This window comes from Streptomyces sp. NPDC037100 (assembly GCF_055606225.1).
In genome coordinates this window covers 137,007-160,145 of sequence record NZ_JBVJSX010000003.1, presented here as the reverse complement: position 1 = coordinate 160,145, position 23,139 = coordinate 137,007, and the positions used below count along the sequence as shown (strand labels likewise).

Genomic DNA, 23,139 nt, shown 5'->3' with positions numbered 1-23,139 from the left:
GTGACCTATCGGTGTTGCAGGCGGCACCTGGCGAGGCTCCCCTCCAAATAGGTGAAAACGGCTGCCAACCCCTTTTCGCAGAGTCCTAGGTCGTGAAGCAGATCCGCCCCCGTGTAAGTCCACGCCGGGAAATTGCCACTCCGTGACGTTTCCCGGCGCCCCCCGACCGGAGTAGAGCAGTCAGCGCCATCCGGCCCATTAAGCATTATTGAGCATTTCGCGATTGGTTGGTCAATTCCAGCGAAGGTCCTTGAGGCGGCGGTGAATCGATCGCTTCCGCGAATAATATGCCGACGTCAGAACCGCCGATGCAGGCATCACCCCTCACAGGAATTGGCCCCTCGATGACACTGAATCTCCTTGGTGCGTCACGATGGCGCTCCATGTCGCTTTGGATCACTGCGGTAGTAACCGCGGTGATCGCCGCTGCTGTGATCGCGATGTCGCCGACACGCGCTGAAGCCGTTGCCACGCCCGTGCCTCTGGGTACGGCAGGCAATTTCGGAGTGCTGGCGGGTTCGACAGTCACCAACACCGGCCCGACGACGGTCGAGCGTAACGTCGGGGTGAGTCCGGGTACGGCGATCGTGGGGTTCCCGCCCGGCGCAGTGCTGCCGCCCGGAACCATCCACGCTGCTGACGCCGTCGCTCTCCAGGCCCAGAACGACCTGACCACGGCGTACAACCAGGCCGCCGGGCAGGCGCCGGACGTCACGTACACCGGAGACCCGGTTGAGCTCGGCGGTCAGACGCTGGTTCCGGGCGTCTACAAGGTGCCCGTCAGCGCCCAGATCACCGGCACCCTCACCCTGAACGGCCAGGGCAACCCCAACGCCGTCTGGGTGTTCCAGGTCGGCTCGACGCTGACGACGGCGTCCGCAAGCGCGGTGAGTTTCACCAATGGCGCCAACCCGTGCAACGTGTACTGGCAGATCGGCAGCTCGGCCACTCTCGGTACCGGCACCAGGTTCGTGGGTAACGTCCTGGCCCTGACCTCGATCACTGCCAACACCAACACGACTGTCAACGGCCGGCTGCTGGCCCGCAACGGAGCCGTGTCGCTGGACTCCAACACGATCTTCCAGGGTGAGTGCGGGACCAGCCCCACCGGGACTCCCACGGGCACTCCGACGGGGACGCCCACCGGTACTCCCACGGGTACTCCGACGGGTACTCCGACGGGGACTCCCACCGGGACTCCCACGGGTACTCCGACGGGGACTCCCACCGGGACTCCTACCGGTGTTCCGACGGGGACTCCCACCGGGACTCCTACCGGTGTTCCGACGGGGACTCCCACCGGGACTCCCACTGGTGTTCCGACGGGGACTCCCACCGGGACTCCCACGGACGGCGGTCACCACGACGACGGCGGTCACCACGACGACGGTAAGAAGCACGACGACGGTAAGAAGCACGACGAGCACGGTCACCACGACGAGGGCAAGAAGCACGACGAGCACGGTCACCACGACGAGGGCAAGAAGGGCGATGGGCACGGTCACCACGACGAAGGCAAGAAGCACGACGAGGGCAAGAAGCACGACGAGGGCAAGAAGCACGACGAGCACGACAGTCATGGCTGGGCAGACGTCCCGTCATGGTCTGGGCATTAGCTGACCTGGCCATGTGCCTGGTAGTGATTGCCTGGCTTCTGGCGTAGAGAGCAGCAGTCAGTGGAACAAACGGCGCGCGGCGGATCGTCATCGATTCCGTCGCGCGCCGTAGGCACTTCTGGGGGCGTGGGCATCGACAGGGGCAGAACGTCAATCCTCGAAGCCTTCTTCAGGGCAGCCGAGACTGACCGCTCATTCGGGACGGCAACGGCGGCACGCAGACCCGCAGGGCTGCTCCGGACTGCTTCTTCGACCCTGTCGGTGTGCGGTCCTGAGCGGGCCAGACGGGGGCCACTCCACCTTTCGGCCGATATGGCCGCACGATTTTGTTCGGATGTTCGGGTGATAAGGACGATAATCCTCCCCGGCGCGGGAAGCATGAGACTGCCATGCCTTCACCGATTCCATCGGCGTCCACTCACGTCAAGGAGACAGAAATGCGTCGTAGTGTCAGTGTGCTGATCGCATCAGGGGTTCTTGTCGCTGCCCTCGGAACCCCGGCAATCGCCGACGATAACGTCTTCGCTCTGATTCCCATTAAAGTGGACAACACCACCAGCGCTCTGAACAACCCGAGCGTTCTGAACAACCCGAGCGTTCTGAACAACCCGAGCACTCTGAACAACCCGAGCGTTCTGAACAACCCCAGCGTCCTGAACAACACTGACGTGGACGACGACGACGTCGTGATTCTGGACCAGGGTTGACAGGTCGGTTCCCCCGGCTTCGTCGGCAGCGGCCTGAAACTTAGCAGGTCAGAAGGGGTGCAGCTCTGCGGAGCTGCACCCCTTCCGCGTGACCTTGAGTGAGGGGCAACGGCAACCGGCTCTCCCTCGTCTTCGGTATCGGGATCCCACGACGCAGGAGTGCCATGACGAACACCAAGGCCCGTACCGCAGCGCTGATCACCCCCGTCGGGCAGGAAGCCCAGGACGAGGCGCGGGCGCTGGCGGCGGACGGCCGTACGGGCAAGGCCGTCCGGAGGTTGCGCAGGGGCTCTTGGCTCAAGCGGGGCCCGGCCCGGGAGGCCGTGGAGATGCTGGCCGGCGGGCATGCGCTGCCCACGAGCAACGCCCAGGCGCTGGACGCCCTGCGCCGGCTCGATGCCGCGCTGGTCGCGGAGTTGAGCGCGCTGCTCGACGACGGTCAGCAGATCGCCGCGGTCAAGCTGCTCCGCGAGCGGACCGGCATCGATTTGGCCGGTGGCTATCACCTCGTTCTCGAACTGGGCGGTGAGCCGGGTACGCGGTGAGCATTACGATCACCAGGGTGTGCCGGTCGGAGAAGGGTGGGTGAACGCCGCCGTGAGTCGGCGCATCGTCGTCGTCACCGCCGTGCACGGCCCCCACGCCCGGTTTCTGCCGGAGGCCTACGCGTCGCTGTGCGCGCAGCGGCTTCCCGAGGGCTGGGAGTGGCACTGGGTCGTGCAGGAGGACGGGCAGAGCGAGAGCGTCGGACCGTATGTGCCCGGGGACGCCCGGGTGACGTTCCGGCAGGGGCGGGCCGGGGGGCCCGGCGTCGCCAGGACCATGGCGCTGGCACACGGGGACGGGGCGTACGTGAAAGTCCTCGACGCCGACGACCGGCTGACGCCGGGCGCCCTCGCACGGGATCTCGCCGTGCTGGAGGGGGACCCGGACCTCGGGTGGGCCACCTCGCGGGTGCTCGACCTCATGCCCGACGGGTCGACCGTCGGCTTTCCGGGCGATCCCGACCAGGGGCCGATCGAGCGCGGGTCCGTGCTGGACCACTGGAAGGCCAACGGCTTCCTCGCGCAGGTGCATCCCGCCTCGCTGTGCGTGCGGCGGGAGTTGCTGCTCGCCCTGGGCGGATGGATGGCGCTCCCGGCCTCGGAGGACACGGGGCTGTTGCTGGCGTTGAACGCGGTGAGCCGGGGGTGGTTCTCGCGGGAGGTCGGCCTGCTGTACCGGAAGTGGGACGGGCAGGTGACCGGGCAGGCGGCCCATACCGACCGGGCCGAGCGCGAGGTGCGGATGGCCGTCGTGGAGGCCAGGGCCAGGGCCTTGTCCCGGCTCCAGTGGGGTGCGCCGAGCGCGCTATGAGAGCAGCTCGGTCTGCGCGGGGGCCGTCGGCGCCAGGTCGTGACGGATGTACCACTCCGTGCCGAGCAGCCGTTGCCGCTCGGCTGCGGAGAGGGCGGCGATCAGGCCCGGCGCTGCTCCCCGTGCCACCTCCGTGCGGTGGGCCAGGATCGCCGGGATCTTCCGGTCCAGCCAGGGGGTGACGTCGACGGTGGCGGTGACACGTTCGTCGGGGACCGTGCGCACCGCCTTGCCCACAGGAGCCAGGTGCCCGCCCCATGCCCGAGCGGCCGAGTGCGGGTGCGTGGCCAGGTACAGGGCACTCGGCTGCCAGGGCGCTCCGGCGTCCGGGTAGAGGCGTTCCAAACCGGCGGCGTGGACCGCGAGGGCGGTCACGCGGTGGGTGTGCACATGGTCCTCGTGGCCGGTCAGATTGCCGTAGGCGTCGTGGGTGACGACGACCTCCGGGCGGAAGTCGCGGAGGTGCGCGACCAGTTCTCCCACCGCCACGTCCAGCGGTACGTCGCACCAGCGCGGCCTGCCCGGGGCCGAGTGCGGGACGCGGGAGTCGGCGTGACCCAGCATGCGTGGCGGGCCGGCGCCCAGGATGTGGAGTGCCTCGGCCAGTTCCGCGGCGCGCGGGGTGTCCGCCGACCAGGTCGCCGTGACGGCCGCTGTGCGCGCGCCGGCGGCCGCGTGGCGGGCGAGGACGCCGCCCGCCACGAGGGACTCGTCATCGGGATGGGCGAAGACCGCGAGCAGGCTCGGTACCGGCATCCGCTCTCGCTACGGCCGGTCCGGCGCCGACTGCGGCGCCCCGGTGATGCCGATCGCCTGGCTCGGGCACTTCTCCACCGCCTCCAGGACCTCGGGATCCTCGCCCCTCTCCTCACGGCCCGGTCGGACGACCCCGAAGCCGTCGACGAACTCGAAGACCGCCGGGGCCCGGTGGGCACACTCGGCGGATCCGTAGCAGAGATCGCGGTCCACGAAGACCTTCATGCCTCTGTCTCCCCCTCCGGACGGCATCGAGGTTCGCGGCCGTCCGGAGTTGACTGCCCAGCGGGGCATCGGCTGAACCGGCCCGGCTAGCGCGCGCTCCCGGCGGCTGCCAGCCAGTGGGCGACCCGACGTACGGCGGCCTCGTCGAGGTGTTCCACCAACGCCTGGACGGTCGTGTCGTCCTCGGGGGAGAGGTCGTACAGCCCCGCCTTGGTCAGGCCTGCCATGAGGACCTGGTGGCGGCGGCCGGTCATCCGTTCCGCCAGCGTGGCCGGTTCGCCGGGGGAGGGCTCGGGATCCGGCCGCGGAACGGCGGTCTGCTTCAGCGGGGTGTCGAATCGGTGCCACGCGCCGTCCTTCGGCCCCCACAGGGCGACGGCCACCTCGTCGCCCCGGGCGCGCAGCGTCTGGGTCATCTCGCCGAGCGCGTACAGCACGGGCGCGCGGTGGGGTGACTGGGCGGCCGTCCGCCAGGATCCCTCGGCCGGCCGGAAGAACTGCGCGACCCAGCGCGGAGCACCCTGCGGTCGTGGGCTCTCGGGACGTGACTCCACTGCGCTCACCCCTGTACGTCGCTGATGCGTCGCCCGGCCTCTGCTTGCGCCTCGCTCGTCCGTACTCGTCCGTGCTCGTCCACGCGCTCGTCCGTACTCGTCCGTGCTCGTCCACGCGCTCGTCCGTGCTCGTCCGTGCTCGTCCACGCGCTCGTCCGTGCTCGTCCACCTCGTCCGTCGCTCCGGGAGCGGTACGGCAGGGCGACCATAGCTGACGGATCGTCAGTTTTCCAGGGTCGTCAGTCCGCCGGGACCGTCCGAAGAGACGGTCCGTCAAGGGTCAAGGGCCGAGGGCGCTGTCCACTGCTGTCCGGGACACGATCCCCCGGGGTTGCTGGGCGGGGAGCGCTGGGGAGGATCACCACATCGTCCGGCACCGGTCCCTCCCCTCGTGGGGACCGGTACCGAACGGTGGAGCCTCATCGTCCGCTGGGGACGGAAGCCGGCCGATTGGGTGCGCCACTGCGTCCGGATCCTGCCATTTCCGGCCATGGAGGGGGAGGTTCCGGTGCTCAGCGGACGGCATCGCCGCAGGTCAGCCATATAGAGTGAGTTTTCCGGTCCGGACGTCCAGGCGTGGGAAGTAAGGAGCTGAGACCTTGAGTTCCGACTCGGGGGCACGCACCGCCTTCGCGGAACGCCTCGCACTGCTGTACAAGGAAGCCGGCAACCCTCCTCTCAAGCGGGTGTCCGAGGCGGTCGTCCGGCTCCAGCGGGTCGACGAACGCGGGCGGCCCGTACGGGTGTCCGCGCAGCGCATCAGCGACTGGCGGCGGGCCCGGAACGTCCCGGCCCAGTTCCCCGCACTCGCTGCGGTGCTGCACGTGCTGATCCCCGACGCGCGGCGCTCGCGACCCACGCCGGTCTCCCCCGGTCTGTACGACCTCGGCCAGTGGCAGCGGCTGTGGGAACGCGCGGTGGCCGACCCGGTCGGTGAGCGCCCGGCGCCCTCCGCGGCCGAGGAGCGGTCCGCGGACGAGTCCGCGTCCACCCCGGGCGGGGTGTGCCCGTACCGGGGGCTGGCCTCCTACCGCCGGGAGGACGCCCGGTGGTTCTTCGGCCGGGAGCGGAGCACGGAGGCGCTCGTCACGCAGCTCGGGGCCGTCGCGGGCACGGGTGGCCTGGTCATGCTCGTCGGCGCGTCGGGAGCGGGGAAGTCCTCCCTGCTGAACGCCGGCCTGGTGCCGGCCCTGCGGGACGGCGCGCTGCGCGGTGACGGCGGTGACGGCGGTGACGGCGGTGACGGCGGTGACAGTCGTGACGGCGGTGACGGGAGCGGCCGGCCTGACGGGAGCAGCCGGCCTGACGGGAGCGGCCGACCTGACGGGAGCGGCCGGCCTGACGGGAGCGGCCGGCCGCGAGAGGTCGTACAGCTCGTACCGGGAGGCGATCCGCTGGCGGAGCTGATCCGGTGCATCCCCGAGCTGGCCTCCGTCGTCCCGGTCTCGACCGCACCGGGAGCCCCGTTACCCGGCACCGCGCCCTTCCCCGACGCCGTCCGTGCCGCCGTCGGCGCCTGGGCCCGGCGCGAAGCACCCTCCGGGGCCCGTCCGGTCGTCATCGTGGACCAGTTCGAGGAGACGTTCACCCTCTGCCCCGACGAGGCGGACCGGCGCACCTTCATCGAGGTCCTGCACGCCGCCTGTTCGCCGGCCGGCCCGGGCCGGCCGGCCCCGGCGGTCGTGGTGCTGGGCATACGCGCCGACTTCTACGACCGCTGCCTGAGGTACCCGGAGCTCGCCGACGCGCTCCAGCACCGGCACATGGTGCTCGGGCCGCTGACCACCGCGGAGCTGCGTGAGGCGGTGAACGGACCGGCCAAGGCCGTCGGCCTGGAGCTGGATCCGGGGCTGGCGGAGCTGATCGTCCGGGAGGTCAGTGCCGACGGCCCGGGCGGGGCGCACGACGCCGGTGTGCTGCCGCTCCTCTCGCACGCCCTGCTCGCCACCTGGCAACGCCGGAAGGCGGGCCGGCTCACCCTGGCCGGCTACCGCGCGGCCGGCGGCATCCAGGGAGCGGTCGCGGCGACCGCCGAACGGGCCTGGACCGGCCTCGACCCGGCCGCGCGCACCGCCGCCCGGCTGCTGCTGCTGCGCCTGGTACGGCTGGGCGAGGACACCCAGGCCACCCGCCGCCGCGGAACCCGGCGTCAGCTGGCGGAGGAGTCGGCCGACCCCGGCAAGACCGAGGAGTCCCTCGAGGCGCTGGTCCGCGCCCGGCTGGTGACGCTCGACGCGGAGACCGTGGAGATCACCCACGAGGCGCTGCTGCACGCCTGGCCCCGGTTGCGCGACTGGATCGACGAGGACCGGCAGGGCAATCTGCTGCGCCAGCGTCTGGAGGAGGACGGCCGGGCCTGGGAGGAGTCGAACCGCGACACGTCCCTGCTCTACCGGGGCTCCCGGCTGGAGCAGGCCGACGGCTGGGCGAGATCCGCCGGGGACACGCTCCTGCCCCGCAGCGCGGTGGAGTTCCTGGCCGCGTCGGTCCGGCTGCGCAGGCGGATCATGTGGATCAGCCGGGGCGCGGTGGCGACGCTGGTCGTCCTGGCGATGCTGGCCGTCGGGTCGGCCGTGGTCGCCTGGAAACAGCGGGACGAGGCCGTCTTCGAGCAGGTGCTCGCCCAGTCCGACCGCCTCCAGGACACCGATCCGTCGCTGTCCGCGCAGCTCGACCTGGTGGCGCACGGGCTGCGGCCGGACGACAAGGGCGCGAACAGCCGCCTGATCTCCATCGTGAACGCCCCGCTCTCCAGGCCCCTCACCGGCCACACGGGCGCCGTCTACCTCACGACCTTCAGCCCGGACGGACAGGTCCTGGCCACCGCCAGCTACGACCGGACCGTACGGCTGTGGGACGTCGCCGACCCCAAGCGTCCCAAGCCCCTGGGCAAGCCCCTGACCGGGCACACGAGCTGGGTGAGCAGCGCGGTGTTCAGCCCGGACGGCCGGACGCTCGCCAGCGCCTCCGACGACGGCACGGTTCGGCTGTGGGACGTGACCGATCCCGCGCGCCCGAAGCCGCTCGGCCGGCCCCTGACCGGCCATGACGGCACGATCTACCTGATCGCCTTCAGCCCGGACGGGCGCACGCTGGCGTCCGCGGGCGACGACCACACCGTCCGGCTGTGGAACATGGCCGACCGGCGCCGGCCGCGCGCCCTGGGCAAGCCCCTGACCGGGCACAAGGCCGCCGTGCGCTCGGTGGCGTTCGGCCCGGACGGCCGGACACTGGCCGCGGGGGGCGACGACGGCACGATCCGGCTGTGGGACGTGTCCGACCCCGCGCGCCCGGAACCGGCCGGGACGCCGCTGACCGGCCACACCACCACCGTGCACTCCGTGGCCTTCAGCCCCGACGGCCGCACGCTCGCCAGCGGCAGCGCGGACGGCACCGTACGCCTGTGGAACATGGCCGGCCCGGGCCGCCCGGCCCCGATCGGCGCGCCGCTCACCGGCCACACGGGGCCGGTCTGGTCCGTGGCCTTCAGCCCCGACGGGAACATGCTCGCCGCGGCCAGCGCGGACAGCACCGCGAGTCTGTGGAAGGTCAGCGATCCGCAGTACCCCTCGCAGGTCGGCGGGCCCCTCGCGGGCAGCAGCGGGGAGATGTACGCGCTCGGCTTCAGCCCCGACGGCCGCACCCTGGCGACCGGGGCGGGCGACAACAAGGTCCGTCTGTGGTCGCTGCCGACGTCGGACATGACCGGCCGGGCCGGGGTGTTCCGGCCGGACGGGCGGCTGCTCGCGACGGCGGCGCGGGACGGGCGGATCCGGCTGTGGGACGTGCGGACGCCCGGCAGGCCCGTGCGGATCGGCGAACCGTTCCGCCCGGGCAAGGGCGACGTGCGCTCCCTGGAGTTCTCCCCGGACGGCCGCACCCTCGCGGTCGTGACGGGCGAGAGGGTGGTGGAGCTGTGGAACCTCGGCGACCCCGAACACCCCGTCCGCCACGGCTCTCCCGCCCCCCTGCGCATCCGGTACGCCGACCCCCTGGCGTTCAGCCCGGACGGGAAGGTCCTGGCCACCGCCTACGACGACCGCACCATCCGGCTGTGGAACATCGGCGACCCGGCCCGGCCGCGCCCGCTCGGCAGCCCCCTCACCGCCCACAAGGGCTACGTCAACCACCTCGTGTTCAGCCCGGACGGCCGGACGCTCGCCAGCGGCAGCGCGGACGGCACGATCCGGCTGTGGAACGTGACCGACCCCGGCCGGGCGACGCTGATCGGGGCGCCTCTGCGGGGCCACCTCGGAGCGGTCAACACGCTCGCCTACAGCCGCGACGGCCACACGCTGGCCAGCGCCGGCGACGACAACTCCGTCCGGCTCTGGGACATCGCGGACCCCGCCGAGGCCTCCGAGGAGGCGCTGCTGACGGGCCACACGGAGGCGGTCGTGTCGCTGACGTTCAGCCGCGACGGCCGCACTCTGGCCAGCGGCGGCAACGACAGCACCGTCCGGCTGTGGAACGTGACCGACCCCTCGCACGCCACCGCGATCGGCCAGTCGATGAGCCCCAACTCCACGACCGGCACCTTCCTCGCGTTCAGCCCGAACAGCCACACGCTGGGGGTGTCGAGCGGCGCCGACACCATCCGGCTCTGGAATCTCGACGTCGACACGGCCGTCCGCCGCATCTGCTCGATGACCCGGGGCGTGCTGACGCAGGACACCTGGCGGGAATACCTGCCCCGCCTCTCCTATGACCCGCCGTGCGACGACTGACGCGACCGTTCCGGACAACAGGCCCGGCGGTCACGACAGTTGAGTGAGACGAGTCACAACCGGGCTTTCCGGGTGACCGGTCGGCTCGCGGTGGGCAAGCGCTTGTTACCCTTGGCCATAGCTCGACCGCTGGTGCATCCCCCGTCGCCAGCGGTCGAGCCTTTTTCAGCGCAGGTCGAGGCGCATCAGAATCCGGGGATGACCGGCCAGGACCGAGGTCGTGTCCGCCGCCTGAACGAAGCCGGCCCGTTCGAAGTTCTTCCGCAGACCCGCGTACGCCATCGTCAGGTCGACCTTGGCGTCGCCGTTGTCCAGCGGGTACGCCTCGATCACCGGTGCGCCCCGGTCCCGGGCGAACGCGACCGCGCCGGCGATGAGGGAGTGCGAGATGCCCTGCCCGCGATGCCCCGGGCGGACCCGGACGCACCAGAGCGACCACACGGGCAGGTCGTCGAGGTGGGGGATCTTGCGGTTGCGGGCGAAGGAGGTGTCCGCGCGCGGGGCGACGGCGGCCCAGCCGACCGGTTCGTCACCGTCGTAGGCGAGCACGCCCGGAGGCGGCTGCGCGCGGCACAGCTCGGCGACGTACTCGCCGCGGGCCGGGCCGCGCAGTTCCTTGTTGAGCTTGGAGGGGATGCGGTAGCTCAGGCACCAGCAGACGTTCGCCCCGGGTGACTTCGGCCCGAGCACGGCACGGACGCCCTCGAAGTCCCCGGCCGGGCGCACGTCGATGCTCATACCCCCACGATGCCACGCACCGGGCGGGCGCGCCCGCAGGCCGGGAACACGCCATGGTGGAACGCCGGGACCCGCGTTCTAGGCGGACGCCGCCCGCAGCAGCCGCAGTTGACCGATCTCGCTCACGTTCTTCATCAGCTCCGAGTTCACCCAGGCCACCATGTGCTCGACGGTGTGCTCGGGATCGTTCGGCCAGGGGAACGGGGCCGTGGCGTCCAGGTCCTGCTCGGTGAGGCCGTCCAGGACCTTGAGCCACTGGGTGCGCAGGTCCCGCAGCCACTCGACCGTCGGGGCGCCCTCGCCGGGCCAGACGATGTCCTTGCGGTCGCGGGGCGGGCGGCCCTGCAGGTGGTCGAGGGCGACGCTCCACCACCAGCCGATGTGCCAGCTCACCCAGCCGAGGGTGGGGACGGGGACCGGGTCGGGTTCGGTGTCCTCCCAGTCCGGGACCCAGGTGCCGTCGGGGGCCCGGTGCATCGTCCAGCAGTGCGCGGCGGGCTCCCAGAGGAAGTCCTCCGGCTCCAGCCGCTCCAGGTGGTACTCGAACAGTGACCAGGTGAACTCGAACTGCCAGCGCGGCAGTTCGATGCGGGAAGCGCTCATCGGACGACTCTAGGGGGGAGCGGGGGCGTCCCGGGCCAGTACCGCCCAGTCGAGGTCCCGCAGCGCCGGTTCGGCGTCGTGGTCGGAGGGCAGGCGCGGCGTGGGCTGGAACCAGACGACGGTCAGGCGCGAGCGGTAGGCGACCGGGTCGTGGGCCGGGTCCAGGGCCGTGGAGTGGAACGTGCCGAGGCAGGCCACCGCGGGCAGCACCTCGACCGGCCCGAAACCGCCCGCGTACTGGTCGGGGTACTCGCGCCGCGGCGGGACGAGGTGCACCGGCGTGCCCGGGCGGGACCGCTCGGCGGTGTGCAGGAGGCTGCGGATCCGCAGGTCGTTCAGCGGCTTGCAGGGGTAGCCGTCCTGCAGGTCGCCGTACGTCGACGAGAACCGCAGCTCGGCGAGGTCCACCGAGCGGCCGGAGGCCAGGACGAGGCGGGCGAGCGCCAGGGCCGGCGTCTTTGCGTGGTGTTGCATCCAGGTCTTCCGGTGGTGGTCATGGGCGGGGCCGTGCTCACGGCCGGTGCCCCGTCATCCGTGCCGCCGAGGCGATCGTCGCCCTGGCCTCCCGCTCGGCCAGGCCGGTGTTCAGGGCCGCGTCGACCAGGGGTCCCACCAGCGCCGGACCGATGCCGTCCTCGTAGGCCCGGCAGGCCGCCCAGAACAGGCGGGTGTTGCGCTGGCCCTCATGCGCGGCCAGGACGAACTGGACCAGGCCCTGACCGTGCCCGCCGGTCGCAGCGAGGGCGGGGTGGTGGGGGCGGGGCGGCGGGATCAGCAGCCGCAGCAGGGAGCGCGGGCAGGGGGCGGGGGCCAGGTGCGCGGTGCCCGGGGCGGCGGCGTACACACCCTGGGCCGTCCGGGAGCCGGGGCCGACCAGGTAGCCGCCCGCGCCCCGGATGTCGATGCCGGGGGCGAGCCGGCCCGCCGAGTTGGGGACGACCGCCTCGGGCGGGCCGGTCAGCCACAGATGCCGCCCGCCGGACGGGGTCACGACGACCACGGTCGGCGGGATCGTGAACAGGTGCCGCAGCGCCAGCTCGCGCAGGGCGGCCGAGGAGTCCGTGCCGGTCTTCACGTCCAGGTCGAGGCCGATCAGATGATGCGGAGGCAGCCCGCACGCGATGCCGTAGCCGGTCGCCCAGGGCGCGGCGGCGAACAGCTCGCGGATGCGGTCCGGGTCGCTGGATGCGTCGTAGACCCCGTGCCCGGGCCTGCCGCACCCGCCGTGACAGGGGGAGGCCGCGGGGTCGTCGCGGTGCGGGGAGCGCAGTGCCGGGAGCTTGGAGCGGGACAGGGGGATGACGGCCAGTCCGCGTTCGGCGGCTGACAGGGCGTGTGCGAGGGCCAGCGTCGTGGCCTGCCGGTCGGTGGTGGCCATGCCTCTAGTTTCGTACGTACGTTCGAAAAAGGAAAGGGGGAACGGGTGTGACGCGCCGGGCCGGGTGGCGGCCGGAAAAAGTGCCGGAACGCTTCGTCCCTTGCGGCGCCCGGGTTCGAACGCCCTCTTCCGCTCCCCTCCGGTACGGAAGTGACACATGGGGGTTTATCGACTTGTTCTCACGCTTGCGTGCGAAAGGCGGCTTCCGGGGTGGTTCGCCGGGGATTCGGTGGGCAACTCTGGACTCGCGACGTCGAGCACCGCACCGGGGCGGTCGGCCAACTTCCCTGGTGACAGCAGTGGTTCACGCACCGGACGGTCACGAGCCGGTGCGTCCTCGGTTCGATCAGTCCTGGAGGGACAAGAAACATGGCAAGCATCCGTACCGCCCGCGTCATCGCGGCCGTCTCCGCCCTTCCGCTCGCAGCCGCCCTCTTCACCGGTGTCGCGACGGCGGACAACGGCGCCTTCGCGGACAACGGATCCATCGCATCCGTCACCGAGACCGAGCAGGACATCCTCGGCAGCGGCGTCGGCGGCGACAACTTCGGCAACGTGGCCACCACCCAGCAGCAGGCCCTCGGCGACGGCACGTCCAACCAGAGCAACACCGCCCAGGTCAACGGCACCGAGCCCACAACCGTCAACCAGGGCAACGCCAACACCGCCGTCAGCTTCTCCCCGCTGTGGTGGTGAGCTGAGCGGGCCGGTGCGCCGGCACCGGCCCGGGTGCTGTGGGGGTGTGCTTCGTGGGGTCGCAAACGTCTGAGCGGCGGTGCTCCGGTACTGCCGCGCAGGCGTTTTCGGGTCCACGGGGCCTGTCGGCGCTTCCGCGAGATCTACCGGCGGCCCCGCGGTCTGTTCCTGGCCTGGGCGGCCAGGTGGTGCCGCCCGCGCTGGTGCTGCTGCCCATCGTGGTGGAGGCACCTGGGCGGCCAGGTGGTGCCGTCCGCGCTGTTGCTGCTGCCCATCGTGGTGGAGGGCCAGGTGCTCGGCGTCATCGAGCCGGCGTCGGTCCTGGCGGGGCCGTGACGGGGCCTTGACGGAGCGGGAGATCTGACGGACAGTCAGAAATCGTGAATGGTGAGCCGGAGGTCCGCGAGGAGTTCGAGGCGTGCCTGAAGGCCTACGAGGGCCTGCCGGCCGCCGCCACCGGAGTCGGCCGCGACCCCGTCAACGAGCCGATGATCAGGCACTGGTGCGAGGCCATGGGGGACACCAACCCCGCGTACACGGGCCCGGAGGCCATCGCTCCGCCCACCATGCTCCAGGCCTGGACCATGGCCGGCCTCACCCGCCGCCCGGAACGCACGGCCGCCTACGACGAACTCCTCGCCCTGCTCGACGCGTCGGGCCACGACGCGGTCGTCGCCACCGACTGCGAACAGGAGTATCTGCGCCCGTTGCGCCCGGGCGACGAGATCACCTTCGACTCGGTGATCGAGTCGGTGTCCGGCCGCAAGACCACGAAGCTGGGGGCGGGTTACTTCGTCACGACCCGCACGGACGTCCGCGTGGGCGGTGAAATGGCCGGAATCCACCGCTTCCGCATCCTCAAATACGCCCCGGCACACCGGTCTTCGACACCGGCGGAACGCCGCCCCCGCCCCGTCGTCAACCGCGACAACGCCGGCTTCTGGGAAGGCGTGGTCCGCAACGAGCTCCTCATCCAGCGCTGTACGGCCTGTGACACCCTGCGTTTCCCCTGGCTGCCGGGCTGCAACACGTGCGGCTCCCCTGACTGGGACACCGTCGGGGCGAGCGGTGAGGGCACGGTCTACTCGTACGTCGTCATGCACCACCCGCCCTTCCCGGCCTTCGAGCCTCCCTACGCGGTCGGCCTGATCGAGCTCGCCGAGGGCGTGCGGATCGTCAGCAACGTGGTCGGGGTGCCGTACGACAAGGTGCGGATCGGCATGCCGGTGCGGCTGGAGTTCCGGCGGTACGACGACGAGCTGGTGCTGCCCGTCTTCCAGGGGGTGACGTCGTGAGGGCCGGGGACCGGCTCCCGCCGCTGGAGATCCCGATCACCCGCACCCTGATCGTCGCCGGGGCGATCGCCTCCCGCGACTACCAGGACGTCCACCACGACCCGGAGCTCGCCCGGCAGAAGGGCTCCCCCGACATCTTCATGAACATCCTGACGACCAACGGCCTGGTCGGCCGCTACATCACGGACCACTTCGGCCCGCGTGCGCGGCTGCGCCGGGTCGCCATCCGGCTCGGCGCGCCCAACCGTCCCGGCGACACGATGGTGTTGACCGGCACGGTCGAGGAGGTCGACGGCGACACCGCGACGGTCCGGATCGTCGGCGCGAACGGCCTCGGCAAGCACGTCACGGGCACGGTGACGGTCAGGGTCCCGGCAGGAGCGGGAGAGGGCGTCTCGTCGTGAGTGGGAGAGGGCGGGGCGGTCTCGGTGTGAGCGGGAGCGGGACGGACGGTGCCGGTATGAGGGGGAGCCGGACGGACGGTTCCGGTGTGAGCCGGAGCGGGATGGACGGTTCAGGTGTGAGCCGGAGCGGGACGGACGGTGCCGGTATGAGCGGGAACCGGACGGGCAGTCCCGGTATGAGCCGGAGAGGGCGGGCGGTCCAGGCATGAGTGGGCGAGGGCGGGGCGGTCTCGGTGGGTGCGCGGCCGTCGTCGGTGTGGGGGCCACCGAGTTCTCCAAGGACTCGGGCCGCAGCGAACTGCGCCTCGCCGTCGAGGCGGTGCGGGCGGCCCTGGCGGACGCCGGGCTGACTCCGGCCGACGTCGACGGGATGGTCACCTTCACCATGGACACCAGCCCCGAGATCACCGTCGCCCAGGCGGCGGGCATCGGGGAGCTCTCCTTCTTCTCCCGGGTCCACTACGGCGGCGGCGCGGCCTGCGCCACCGTCCAGCAGGCCGCCCTGGCGATCGCCGCGGGCGTGGCCGACGTGGTCGTCTGCTACCGGGCGTTCAACGAGCGCTCGGGCCGCCGCTTCGGCTCCGGGGTGCGGCACCGGGAACCCTCGGCGGAGGGCGCGGCCCTCGGCTGGTCGCTGCCGTTCGGCCTGCTCACCCCGGCCTCGTGGGTGGCGATGGCGGCCCGGCGCTACCTCCACACCTACGGGCTGACCCCGGAGGCCTTCGGGCACGTGGCGGTCGTCGGACGGAAGTACGCGGCGACCAACCCGGCGGCCCACTTCCACGGCCGGCCCATCACCCTGGCCGACCACGCCGCCTCGCGCTGGATCGTCGAACCGCTGCGGTTGCTGGACTGCTGCCAGGAGACGGACGGCGGGCAGGCCCTCGTCGTCACCTCCGCCGCACGCGCCCGCGACCTGCCCCACCCGCCCGCCGTGATCGCCGCGGCCGCCCAGGGCGCCGGACGCGCCCAGGAGCAGATGACCAGCTACTACCGCGACGACCTGACCGGCCTGCCCGAGGCGGCGGTCGTCGCCCGGCAGCTGTGGCGCACCTCGGGGCTGGCCCCCGCCGACATCGACGTGGGGATCCTCTACGACCACTTCACGCCGTTCGTGCTGACGCAGCTGGAGGAGTTCGGCTTCTGCGGCCCCGGTGAGGCGGCGGACTTCGTGGCCGAGGAGCGCCTGCCCCTCAACACGCACGGCGGGCAGCTCGGAGAGGCGTACCTGCACGGCATGAACGGCATCGCGGAGGCCGTCCGGCAGATCAGGGGCACGGCGGCGAACCCGGTGCCGGGAGCGGAGCGGGTCCTGGTGACGGCCGGGACGGGTGTGCCGACGTCGGGACTCGTCCTGACCGCGGACCCCCAGGGGTGAACCCGCAGTACCGCGGGCCCTCCGCTCCACCTACAGGAGGTGCAGCAGGCCCTACCCGTACAACCTGAGGGGGACCCCGCTTCGGGACCTGCGGCCGATCCGCTCGCCGTGCCCCCGCTCATAGCGTTGAGCCATGACCACACTCGTCTGCACGAGCGCTTCGAAGGCGGCCGGACCAGCGGCGCAGACCCTTCCGTACCCGTCGTTCTCGTCGTACGTCAGGGCCCGCCAGCCGGTGCTGCTGCGTACCGCCCGCTCGCTCACCGGCAACCCGAGCGACGCGGAGGACCTGCTGCAGACCGCGCTCACCAAGACGTACGTCGCCTGGGAGCGCATCGAGGACCACCGGGCCCTCGACGGCTATGTGCGCCGGGCGCTGCTGAACACCCGGACCTCGCAGTGGCGCAAGCGCAAGGTCGACGAGTTCGCCTGCGACGAGCTGCCCGAGCCGGACCCGGTGCCCGGCCGTGACGACCCGGCCGAGCAGCAGGCGCTGCACGACGCGATGTGGCGGGCGATCATGCGGCTGCCCGACCGGCAGCGGGCGATGGTGGTCCTCAGGTACTACGAGGACCTCAGCGAGGTCCAGACGGCCGAGGTGCTCGGCGTCTCGGTGGGCACGGTGAAGTCGGCCGTCTCCCGGGCGCTCGGCAAGCTCCGCGAGGACGCTGAGCTGGGACTTGTCCACCAGTGAGGCGCTGTTCCGGCCTCTTGTGAGCTGTCCCTCCGACATGGCGTGATCTGATCGATCACCCGCTCCTAGTGACATACCACGCGGTATGTGCGCAGAATCAGCGCAACCTTTACCACCGCGTAGGCAATGTCGCCACGGGAGGACGCCGTGCTGAGCACCATGCAGGACGTACCGCTGCTGATCTCGAGGATCCTGACCCACGGGTCGACGATCCACGGGACATCGCAGGTGACCACCTGGACCGGTGAGGACGAGCCGCACCGCCGCTCCTTCGCCGAGATCGGCGCCCGCGCGGCCCAGCTGGCCCACGCGCTGCGGGACGACCTCGGCGTCACCGGCGACGAGCGCGTGGCGACGCTCGCCTGGAACAACGCGGAACATGTCGAGGCGTACTTCGCGATCCCGTCCATGGGCGCGGTCCTCCACACCCTGAACCTCCGCCTCCCGCCCGAGCAGCTGGCCTGGATCGTCAACCACGCCGCCGACCGCGTGATCATCGCCAACGGTTCGCTGCTCCCCCTGCTCGCCCCGCTGCTGCCGCACCTGAAGCCGGTCGAGCACGTGGTCGTGACCGGGCCGGGAGACCGCTCCCTCCTCGCCGACGCGAGCGTCCGCGTCCACGAGTACGAGGACCTGATCGCCGGCAAGCCGACCTCCTACGACTGGCCCGAGCTGGACGAACGCCAGGCCGCCGCCATGTGCTACACCTCCGGCACCACCGGCGACCCCAAGGGCGTGGTCTACAGCCACCGCTCCATCTACCTGCACTCCATGCAGGTCAACATGGCCCAGTCGATGGGCCTGACCGACCAGGACACCTCGCTGGTCGTGGTGCCCCAGTTCCACGTGAACGCCTGGGGCCTGCCGCACGCCACGTTCATGACCGGCGTCAACATGCTGATGCCGGACCGCTTCCTCCAGCCGGCCCCCCTCGCCGCGATGATCGAGAGCGAGAAGCCCACGCACGCGGCCGCCGTCCCCACCATCTGGCAGGGCCTGCTCGCCGAGCTGACGGCGAACCCCCGGGACGTCTCCTCACTCGGCCAGGTCACCATCGGCGGCTCGGCCTGTCCGCCCTCGCTGATGGAGGCCTTCGACAAGCTGGGCATGCGGGTCTGCCACGCCTGGGGCATGACGGAGACGTCCCCGCTCGGCACGATCGCCCGTCCGCCGGCCGGTGTGGCCGGCGCGGAGGAGGAGTTCGCCTACCGCCTCACCCAGGGCCGCTTCCCGGCCGGCGTCGAGGCCCGCCTGTCCGGCCCCGGCGGCGAACGCCTCCCCTGGGACGGGGAGTCGGCCGGTGAGCTGGAGGTGCGCGGCCCCTGGATCGCGGGCGCCTACTACAACGGCCACGACGGCGAACCGCTGCGCCCGGCCGACAAGTTCAGCGAGGACGGCTGGCTCAAGACGGGCGACGTCGGCACCATCTCCCCCGACGGCTATCTCACCCTCACCGACCGGGCCAAGGACGTCATCAAGTCCGGCGGCGAGTGGATCTCGTCGGTGGAGCTGGAGAACGCGCTGATGTCCCACCCCGACGTCGCCGAGGCGGCGGTCGTCGCCGTCCCCGACGAGAAGTGGGGCGAGCGCCCCCTGGCCACGGTCGTCCTCAGGGAGGGCTCCACCGCCACCTTCGAGACTCTGCGCGTCTTCCTCGCCGACGAGGGCCACATCGCCAAGTGGCAGCTCCCGGAACGCTGGACGGTCATCGAGGCGGTCCCGAAGACGAGCGTCGGCAAGTTCGACAAGAAGGTGCTGCGCAGGCAGTACGCGCAGGGGGAGCTGGACATCACCCGGCTCGGCTGACCCGAGCGGCAGAGAGCCCCTGGCGGTACCGCCAGGGGCTCGCGCATGCCATTGGTCCTCCAGTGAGGAGTGACCCCGACGTCGTACCGAGCTCGGTCACCTGTTGGCCAGAGCTTCGGCCTCCGTACGCGCCAGCAACGCGTCCAGTGAGGCGTATTCCGCCTCCAGGATCGTGGCAGCGGCGTAGTCGATCGCGTATTCCGCGTAGCGCTCCGCGTCGTCCGCGTTGTGCTCGGCACGCTTCACGTCCTGCTCGGCTTTCCGCTCCTGAATGTGGCTCTTGACCGTCGCCACATGCTCCTGCCACTTGTTCCTCGCCTCGTCAAGTGACGCAGCGGCTGCGGCCTTCTGTTCGGCTGCCTCACGGTGGAGCTGCTCCGCCTGCTCTTCCGCCTGCCGTTGAGCCTGTTCGACCGCTGCCGACAGCTCCTCACGATTCTTGGCGACGGCGCTCTCCACCTGCTCCTGGGCGTGCTTCGCCCAATCCGTCAGTCGGGTCATGCGGTCCTGCGTGTCCGTCATGGGTCTGCCCTTCTGATGGTTCACAAGAACTGGAGGCCCCTCATTCAGGGGAACACACAGGGCAGGGGCTCGCCATTCGGGTGATCGCAAGAGCCCCCGTCCCCGCCGGGCGGAACGCGGCCGGGCGGGCGATGATGGAGGTTCACTCTTCGGCGATGGCATCCCAGGAGGAGGAATCGACATGGCGTCTTCCCCCGATTCCTCAGACGTTGGCCATCCACGTGCCGACCAGGAGAGCGACAGACCTGATGGTGTCAGGGTTCCTCCTGAACCATGAGCCGAGGTCCTGTGGCGGGCGAGTGGTCGTCGCGCCGGTCTGTGACGACGGGCGATGACTGAGCCGGACCCTGGCCGGGAGCCACGGCCGTCCGAGACCCCGCCCAGCGGAGCGGGGGGTGCCGACCGGATGCCGAGGTGGCTGCCGCGTGCCATGGCGCTCGCGCTCGCCCTGGTGGCCGTCTATCAGCTCGGCACCTGGGCGTTCCACAGGCTCACCACGCTGCTGCTCAGCATTCTGATGGCGTTCTTCCTGGCGCTGGGGATCGAGCCGGGCGTCGACCGGTTGACGGCCCGGGGTGTCCGCCGGGGCCTGGCCGCGTTCCTGGTGTGTCTCGCGGTGGCCCTGGTGGCGGCGGGGTTCCTCGTGCTGTTCGGTTCGGCGCTGGCCGGTCAGATCAGCGACGTCGTCGATCAGTTCCCGGAGTACTTCGGCTCGTTCATCGGCTGGATCAACAGGACGTTCCACACGGACCTGTCGGTCGACCCGGGCCGACTGCTGCGCTCCGACTGGCTCCGGACATACGTACAGAAGCACGCGGGCGGGGTGTTCGACTTCTCGGCTTCCGTGCTGGGCGGTCTGTTCCGGCTGCTGATGATCTTCCTGTTCACGTTCTACTTCGCCGCGGACGGCCCCCGGCTGCGCCGCTGGCTGTGCTCGCTGCTGCCACCGGCCAAACAGACGAAGGTACTCAGGGCCTTCGAGATCGCCGTCGACAAGACGGCCGGATACCTGTACTCCCGGGGGCTGATGGCCCTGATCTCCGCGGTCGCCCACTACATCATGCTGGCGGTGCTGGGCGTGCCGTTCGCTCCGGCGCTCGCCTTGTGGGTGGGCGTGGTGTCGCAGTTCATCCCGGTCATCGGCACCTATCTGGCCGGAGCCGTGCCCATGTTGGTCGCGTTCACCGTAGATCCCTGGTACTCGGTGTGGGTGCTGGCGTTCGTCGTGGCCTACCAGCAGGTCGAGAACTACCTGATCCAGCCGAAGCTCACGTCCAAGACCGTGGACATCCATCCGGCGGTGGCCTTCGGGTCCGTGGTCGCGGGTGCCGCGCTGCTCGGTGCGGCCGGCACCCTCATCGCCATCCCGGCGGTGGCCACGTTGCAGGCGTTCCTCGATGAGTACGGCAAGCGGTACGAGGTGGCGGATGACCCGCGGGTGCAGGGCGGCCCGCGTCACCCGGCCAGGGACGGGCCCTCGCCGCTGGCCCGTCTGCGTGGGCTGCTGCGCCGACACGGCCGGTCCTGACTCGGTGTGCGCTCTCGGCCGGACCCCGGCCGGCCAAGTCCGTGCCCGGCGCGGGACGGTCCGCGTTCGTCGGGATGCCGGAGCACCAGGCGGCTCTGCGCGCCCGCACCGGGTCAGGCGACCCAGGCCGGAATCCCTGGCCTTCGGACCCGGGAGCACGTCAACTCACCGCCGTACCGAGGTCAGCCCCCACCCCAGCACCAGCCACACTCCGGCCACCGCGCACACCCCGCCCCAGCCGAAGTGGCTGAAGGCGTACCCGGCCAGGGCCGAGGCGCCGGCGCCCCCCGCGAAACCGGCGACCACGTACGCGGTGTTGGCCGTGGCGGGCGTGGAGGTCGCCGTCAGGGCGAGGGTCTGGTTGGCAACGTGGGAGGCGACGAGCGCCGCGTGTATCACGATCGCCGCGGCGGACAGCGCGACCAGCACCTGCCCGCCCAGCCAGAACAGCGGTACCGACACGGCGGCCAGCAGGTACGCCGAGCGCACGACCCGCGCCGCCCCGAACCGGTCCACGAGCCCGCCGGCCAGCGGCGCCACCGCACTCGCCGTCAGGCCGAACAGTCCGAACAGCCCGGCGGTCGCGGTGGACAGCCCGAACGCCGGCCCGGTCAGCAGCAGCGTCAGCGAGGTCCACAGCGCGCTCCACGCACCGAACATCCCGGCCTGCCGCACACACGCCCGCCACAGCTCCGGCGAGCCGCGCAGCACCGACGGCAGCGCGACCAGTCCGGCGAACAGCGGGCCTTCCCGGCGTCGCCGCGACGGCAGGATGGCCGCCGTCGCGAGCCCCAGGGCGAGGGTGAGCACGGCCGCACCGGCGAACACCCACCGCCAGCCGAAGGCCTGCCCGGCCAGCCCGCCCAGCACACGGGCCCCGACGATGCCGACGAACAGCCCCGCGATGACCGTCGCGACATGCAGGGCACGCCGCTCGGCGGGGGCCCGCTCGGCGACCAGTGGCACGAGCAGTTGGGGGATGACGGTGGCCGCCGAGGCGACGAACATCGCGACCGCGAGGGCCCCGGCCCCCGGAGCGACCGCGCTGGCTCCCAGCGCGAGCGCCGTGACGAGCGTGAGTCCGGCGACCAGCCGGCGCCGGTTCGCACTGTCGCCGAGTGGGGCGAAGAACAGCAGGCCGACCGCGTAGCCGAGCTGGGCGACCGAGGCGATCCAGGCGATGGCCGAGGGCGCCGAGCCGAAGTCGCGGGCCATGAGCGGGAGCAGTGGCGCGGCGAGATAGATGTTGGCGGCGGTGACGGCGCTGCACACGGCGAGCAGGGCGAGGAAGAGCCCTGGGGCGGGCTCACGGGTCCGCCGCGCACGGGCGGTGGCCCGGGCGGCGGCGGTGGTGGTCGCTGACGGCATGGGAGGTGGACTCCTTGGAGTCGACTCTAACAACTAACTGGTTGGTTGGCTGATGGGGCAACAGTCTGGGCCGCCCTGCCCTTCCCTGTCAACCAAACAGTTGGTTACCTCGGCGCGCTACCCTCTCCCCCATGGCAGCAAGGGACCCCGAGGCCACCAAGGCTCGGATCTTCGAGGCGGCGGTCGCCGAGTTCGCCCGGCACGGCATCGCCGGCGCCCGCATCGACCGCATCGCCGCCGAGGCGAAGGCCAACAAACAGCTCATCTATGCCTACTTCGGCAACAAGGCGGAGCTGTTCGCGATCGTCCTCGAGAAGAAGATGCTGCACCTCGCCGAGGACGTCCCCGTCGACCCGGACGACATCGAGAGCTGGATCGACCGCCTGATGGACTACCACGCCGCCCACCCGGAGCTGCTGCGCCTGCTCTTCTGGGAGGGCCTGGAGTACGGCAGCTCCGAACTGCCCCACGAGTCCGACCGCCAGGAGCACTACACCCGCAAGGTCGCCGCCCTCCGGGACGCCCAGGACCGCGGCGTCGTCACCGACGCCATCCCGGCGGCCGACCTGCTGTTCCTGCTCACCGCCCTGGCCAACTGGACCGCCGTCGTCCCGCAGATGCGGCGCATCCTGGTCGGCGAGGGGGAGCCGGACCGGGACCGCCTGCGCGCGTCGGTGAAGGAGGCGGCGCGCCGGCTGACGGCACGCTGAGGTCCGCCGGGACTGTCGTTCGGATCAGGTCGCAGGGAATCGGCGGTGCCGGTCGACGCCGGGTCTGCGACCTGATCC

Annotated in this window: 22 protein-coding genes; 13 read left to right on the top strand and 9 right to left on the bottom strand. The window is 71.5% G+C overall.

All coding sequences use genetic code 11. From position 1 onward, the window contains the following. Positions 1–287 precede the first annotated feature (287 nt). The 4 genes from ACZ7EG_RS10810 to ACZ7EG_RS10795 all read left to right on the top strand — a co-directional run bounded on the left by ACZ7EG_RS10810 (position 288) and on the right by ACZ7EG_RS10795 (position 3,679). Positions 288–1,616 (top strand): ice-binding family protein, encoded by a 1,329-nt coding sequence (locus ACZ7EG_RS10810; RefSeq protein WP_471075302.1) that lies wholly within the window; start codon positions 288–290, stop codon positions 1,614–1,616. A gap of 437 nt (positions 1,617–2,053) precedes the next feature. Then, complete coding sequence (locus ACZ7EG_RS10805; protein ID WP_471075298.1) at positions 2,054–2,323, top strand: hypothetical protein; 270 nt, start codon at positions 2,054–2,056, stop codon at positions 2,321–2,323. A gap of 164 nt (positions 2,324–2,487) precedes the next feature. Beyond that, positions 2,488–2,868, top strand: coding sequence for a hypothetical protein (locus ACZ7EG_RS10800; RefSeq protein ID WP_471075295.1), 381 nt, complete (start codon positions 2,488–2,490; stop codon positions 2,866–2,868). A gap of 40 nt (positions 2,869–2,908) precedes the next feature. After that, the gene (locus ACZ7EG_RS10795) at positions 2,909–3,679 is read left to right on the top strand and encodes a glycosyltransferase family 2 protein (RefSeq protein ID WP_471075292.1); all 771 of its coding nucleotides are present in this window, start codon (positions 2,909–2,911) and stop codon (positions 3,677–3,679) included. On the opposite strand, the gene ACZ7EG_RS10790 is transcribed toward ACZ7EG_RS10795, so the two are convergent. From ACZ7EG_RS10790 to ACZ7EG_RS10780, 3 genes are all read right to left on the bottom strand, one after another. Next, positions 3,674–4,435, bottom strand: a complete 762-nt coding sequence (locus ACZ7EG_RS10790; protein ID WP_471075290.1) for a PIG-L deacetylase family protein — start codon at positions 4,433–4,435, stop codon at positions 3,674–3,676. The two genes, ACZ7EG_RS10795 and ACZ7EG_RS10790, sit on opposite strands and share 6 nt — an antisense overlap. 9 nt (positions 4,436–4,444) lie before the next feature. Next, positions 4,445–4,660, bottom strand: coding sequence for a ferredoxin (locus ACZ7EG_RS10785; RefSeq protein WP_471075286.1), 216 nt, complete (start codon positions 4,658–4,660; stop codon positions 4,445–4,447). 86 nt (positions 4,661–4,746) lie between these two features. Beyond that, complete coding sequence (locus tag ACZ7EG_RS10780; RefSeq protein ID WP_471075284.1) at positions 4,747–5,214, bottom strand: hypothetical protein; 468 nt, start codon at positions 5,212–5,214, stop codon at positions 4,747–4,749. 599 nt (positions 5,215–5,813) lie between these two features. On the opposite strand from ACZ7EG_RS10780, the gene ACZ7EG_RS10775 reads away from it, so the two are divergent. Continuing rightward, positions 5,814–9,941 (top strand): nSTAND1 domain-containing NTPase, encoded by a 4,128-nt coding sequence (locus ACZ7EG_RS10775; protein WP_471075282.1) that lies wholly within the window; start codon positions 5,814–5,816, stop codon positions 9,939–9,941. Between the two features lie 165 nt (positions 9,942–10,106). Here ACZ7EG_RS10775 and ACZ7EG_RS10770 read toward each other — a convergent pair whose 3' ends face one another. From ACZ7EG_RS10770 to ACZ7EG_RS10755, 4 genes are all read right to left on the bottom strand, one after another. Next, the gene (locus ACZ7EG_RS10770) at positions 10,107–10,679 is read right to left on the bottom strand and encodes a GNAT family N-acetyltransferase (RefSeq protein ID WP_471075279.1); all 573 of its coding nucleotides are present in this window, start codon (positions 10,677–10,679) and stop codon (positions 10,107–10,109) included. Positions 10,680–10,757: 78 nt separating this feature from the next. Further along, positions 10,758–11,282, bottom strand: a complete 525-nt coding sequence (locus tag ACZ7EG_RS10765) for a DinB family protein (RefSeq protein WP_471075276.1) — start codon at positions 11,280–11,282, stop codon at positions 10,758–10,760. 9 nt (positions 11,283–11,291) lie between these two features. Next, positions 11,292–11,756, bottom strand: a complete 465-nt coding sequence (locus ACZ7EG_RS10760; protein ID WP_471075274.1) for a hypothetical protein — start codon at positions 11,754–11,756, stop codon at positions 11,292–11,294. Positions 11,757–11,793: 37 nt separating this feature from the next. Next, positions 11,794–12,660: a bifunctional DNA primase/polymerase gene (locus ACZ7EG_RS10755; protein WP_471075272.1), complete on the bottom strand. Its 867-nt coding sequence runs from the start codon at positions 12,658–12,660 to the stop codon at positions 11,794–11,796. A 369-nt stretch (positions 12,661–13,029) separates the two neighbouring features. Between ACZ7EG_RS10755 and ACZ7EG_RS10750 the strand changes: the two genes are divergently transcribed. The 6 genes from ACZ7EG_RS10750 to ACZ7EG_RS10725 all read left to right on the top strand — a co-directional run bounded on the left by ACZ7EG_RS10750 (position 13,030) and on the right by ACZ7EG_RS10725 (position 18,933). Beyond that, positions 13,030–13,356, top strand: coding sequence for a hypothetical protein (locus ACZ7EG_RS10750; RefSeq protein WP_471075269.1), 327 nt, complete (start codon positions 13,030–13,032; stop codon positions 13,354–13,356). A gap of 380 nt (positions 13,357–13,736) precedes the next feature. Beyond that, positions 13,737–14,651 (top strand): bifunctional MaoC family dehydratase N-terminal/OB-fold nucleic acid binding domain-containing protein, encoded by a 915-nt coding sequence (locus ACZ7EG_RS10745; RefSeq protein WP_471075266.1) that lies wholly within the window; start codon positions 13,737–13,739, stop codon positions 14,649–14,651. Further along, positions 14,648–15,055 carry a MaoC family dehydratase gene (locus ACZ7EG_RS10740; protein ID WP_471075263.1) on the top strand — a complete coding sequence of 136 codons (408 nt, stop codon included), beginning with the start codon at positions 14,648–14,650 and terminating at the stop codon, positions 15,053–15,055. The genes ACZ7EG_RS10745 and ACZ7EG_RS10740 overlap by 4 nt, the downstream gene beginning before the upstream one ends. A gap of 205 nt (positions 15,056–15,260) precedes the next feature. Further along, positions 15,261–16,433 (top strand): lipid-transfer protein, encoded by a 1,173-nt coding sequence (locus tag ACZ7EG_RS10735; protein WP_471075260.1) that lies wholly within the window; start codon positions 15,261–15,263, stop codon positions 16,431–16,433. Between the two features lie 133 nt (positions 16,434–16,566). Next, positions 16,567–17,127 (top strand): SigE family RNA polymerase sigma factor, encoded by a 561-nt coding sequence (locus ACZ7EG_RS10730; RefSeq protein WP_471075257.1) that lies wholly within the window; start codon positions 16,567–16,569, stop codon positions 17,125–17,127. Positions 17,128–17,253: 126 nt separating this feature from the next. Continuing rightward, positions 17,254–18,933: a long-chain fatty acid--CoA ligase gene (locus ACZ7EG_RS10725; RefSeq protein WP_471075254.1), complete on the top strand. Its 1,680-nt coding sequence runs from the start codon at positions 17,254–17,256 to the stop codon at positions 18,931–18,933. Positions 18,934–19,029: 96 nt separating this feature from the next. On the opposite strand, the gene ACZ7EG_RS10720 is transcribed toward ACZ7EG_RS10725, so the two are convergent. After that, positions 19,030–19,455: a hypothetical protein gene (locus tag ACZ7EG_RS10720; protein WP_471075252.1), complete on the bottom strand. Its 426-nt coding sequence runs from the start codon at positions 19,453–19,455 to the stop codon at positions 19,030–19,032. Positions 19,456–19,861: 406 nt separating this feature from the next. Here ACZ7EG_RS10720 and ACZ7EG_RS10715 point away from each other — a divergent pair, with 406 nt between their 5' ends. Then, positions 19,862–20,983: an AI-2E family transporter gene (locus ACZ7EG_RS10715; protein WP_471075250.1), complete on the top strand. Its 1,122-nt coding sequence runs from the start codon at positions 19,862–19,864 to the stop codon at positions 20,981–20,983. A 165-nt stretch (positions 20,984–21,148) separates the two neighbouring features. Here the strand turns inward: ACZ7EG_RS10715 and ACZ7EG_RS10710 are convergent, their stop codons facing one another. After that, the gene (locus ACZ7EG_RS10710; RefSeq protein ID WP_471075247.1) at positions 21,149–22,351 is read right to left on the bottom strand and encodes an MFS transporter; all 1,203 of its coding nucleotides are present in this window, start codon (positions 22,349–22,351) and stop codon (positions 21,149–21,151) included. A 131-nt stretch (positions 22,352–22,482) separates the two neighbouring features. On the opposite strand from ACZ7EG_RS10710, the gene ACZ7EG_RS10705 reads away from it, so the two are divergent. Beyond that, complete coding sequence (locus ACZ7EG_RS10705) at positions 22,483–23,061, top strand: TetR/AcrR family transcriptional regulator (RefSeq protein ID WP_471075244.1); 579 nt, start codon at positions 22,483–22,485, stop codon at positions 23,059–23,061. Positions 23,062–23,139: the final 78 nt, after the last annotated feature.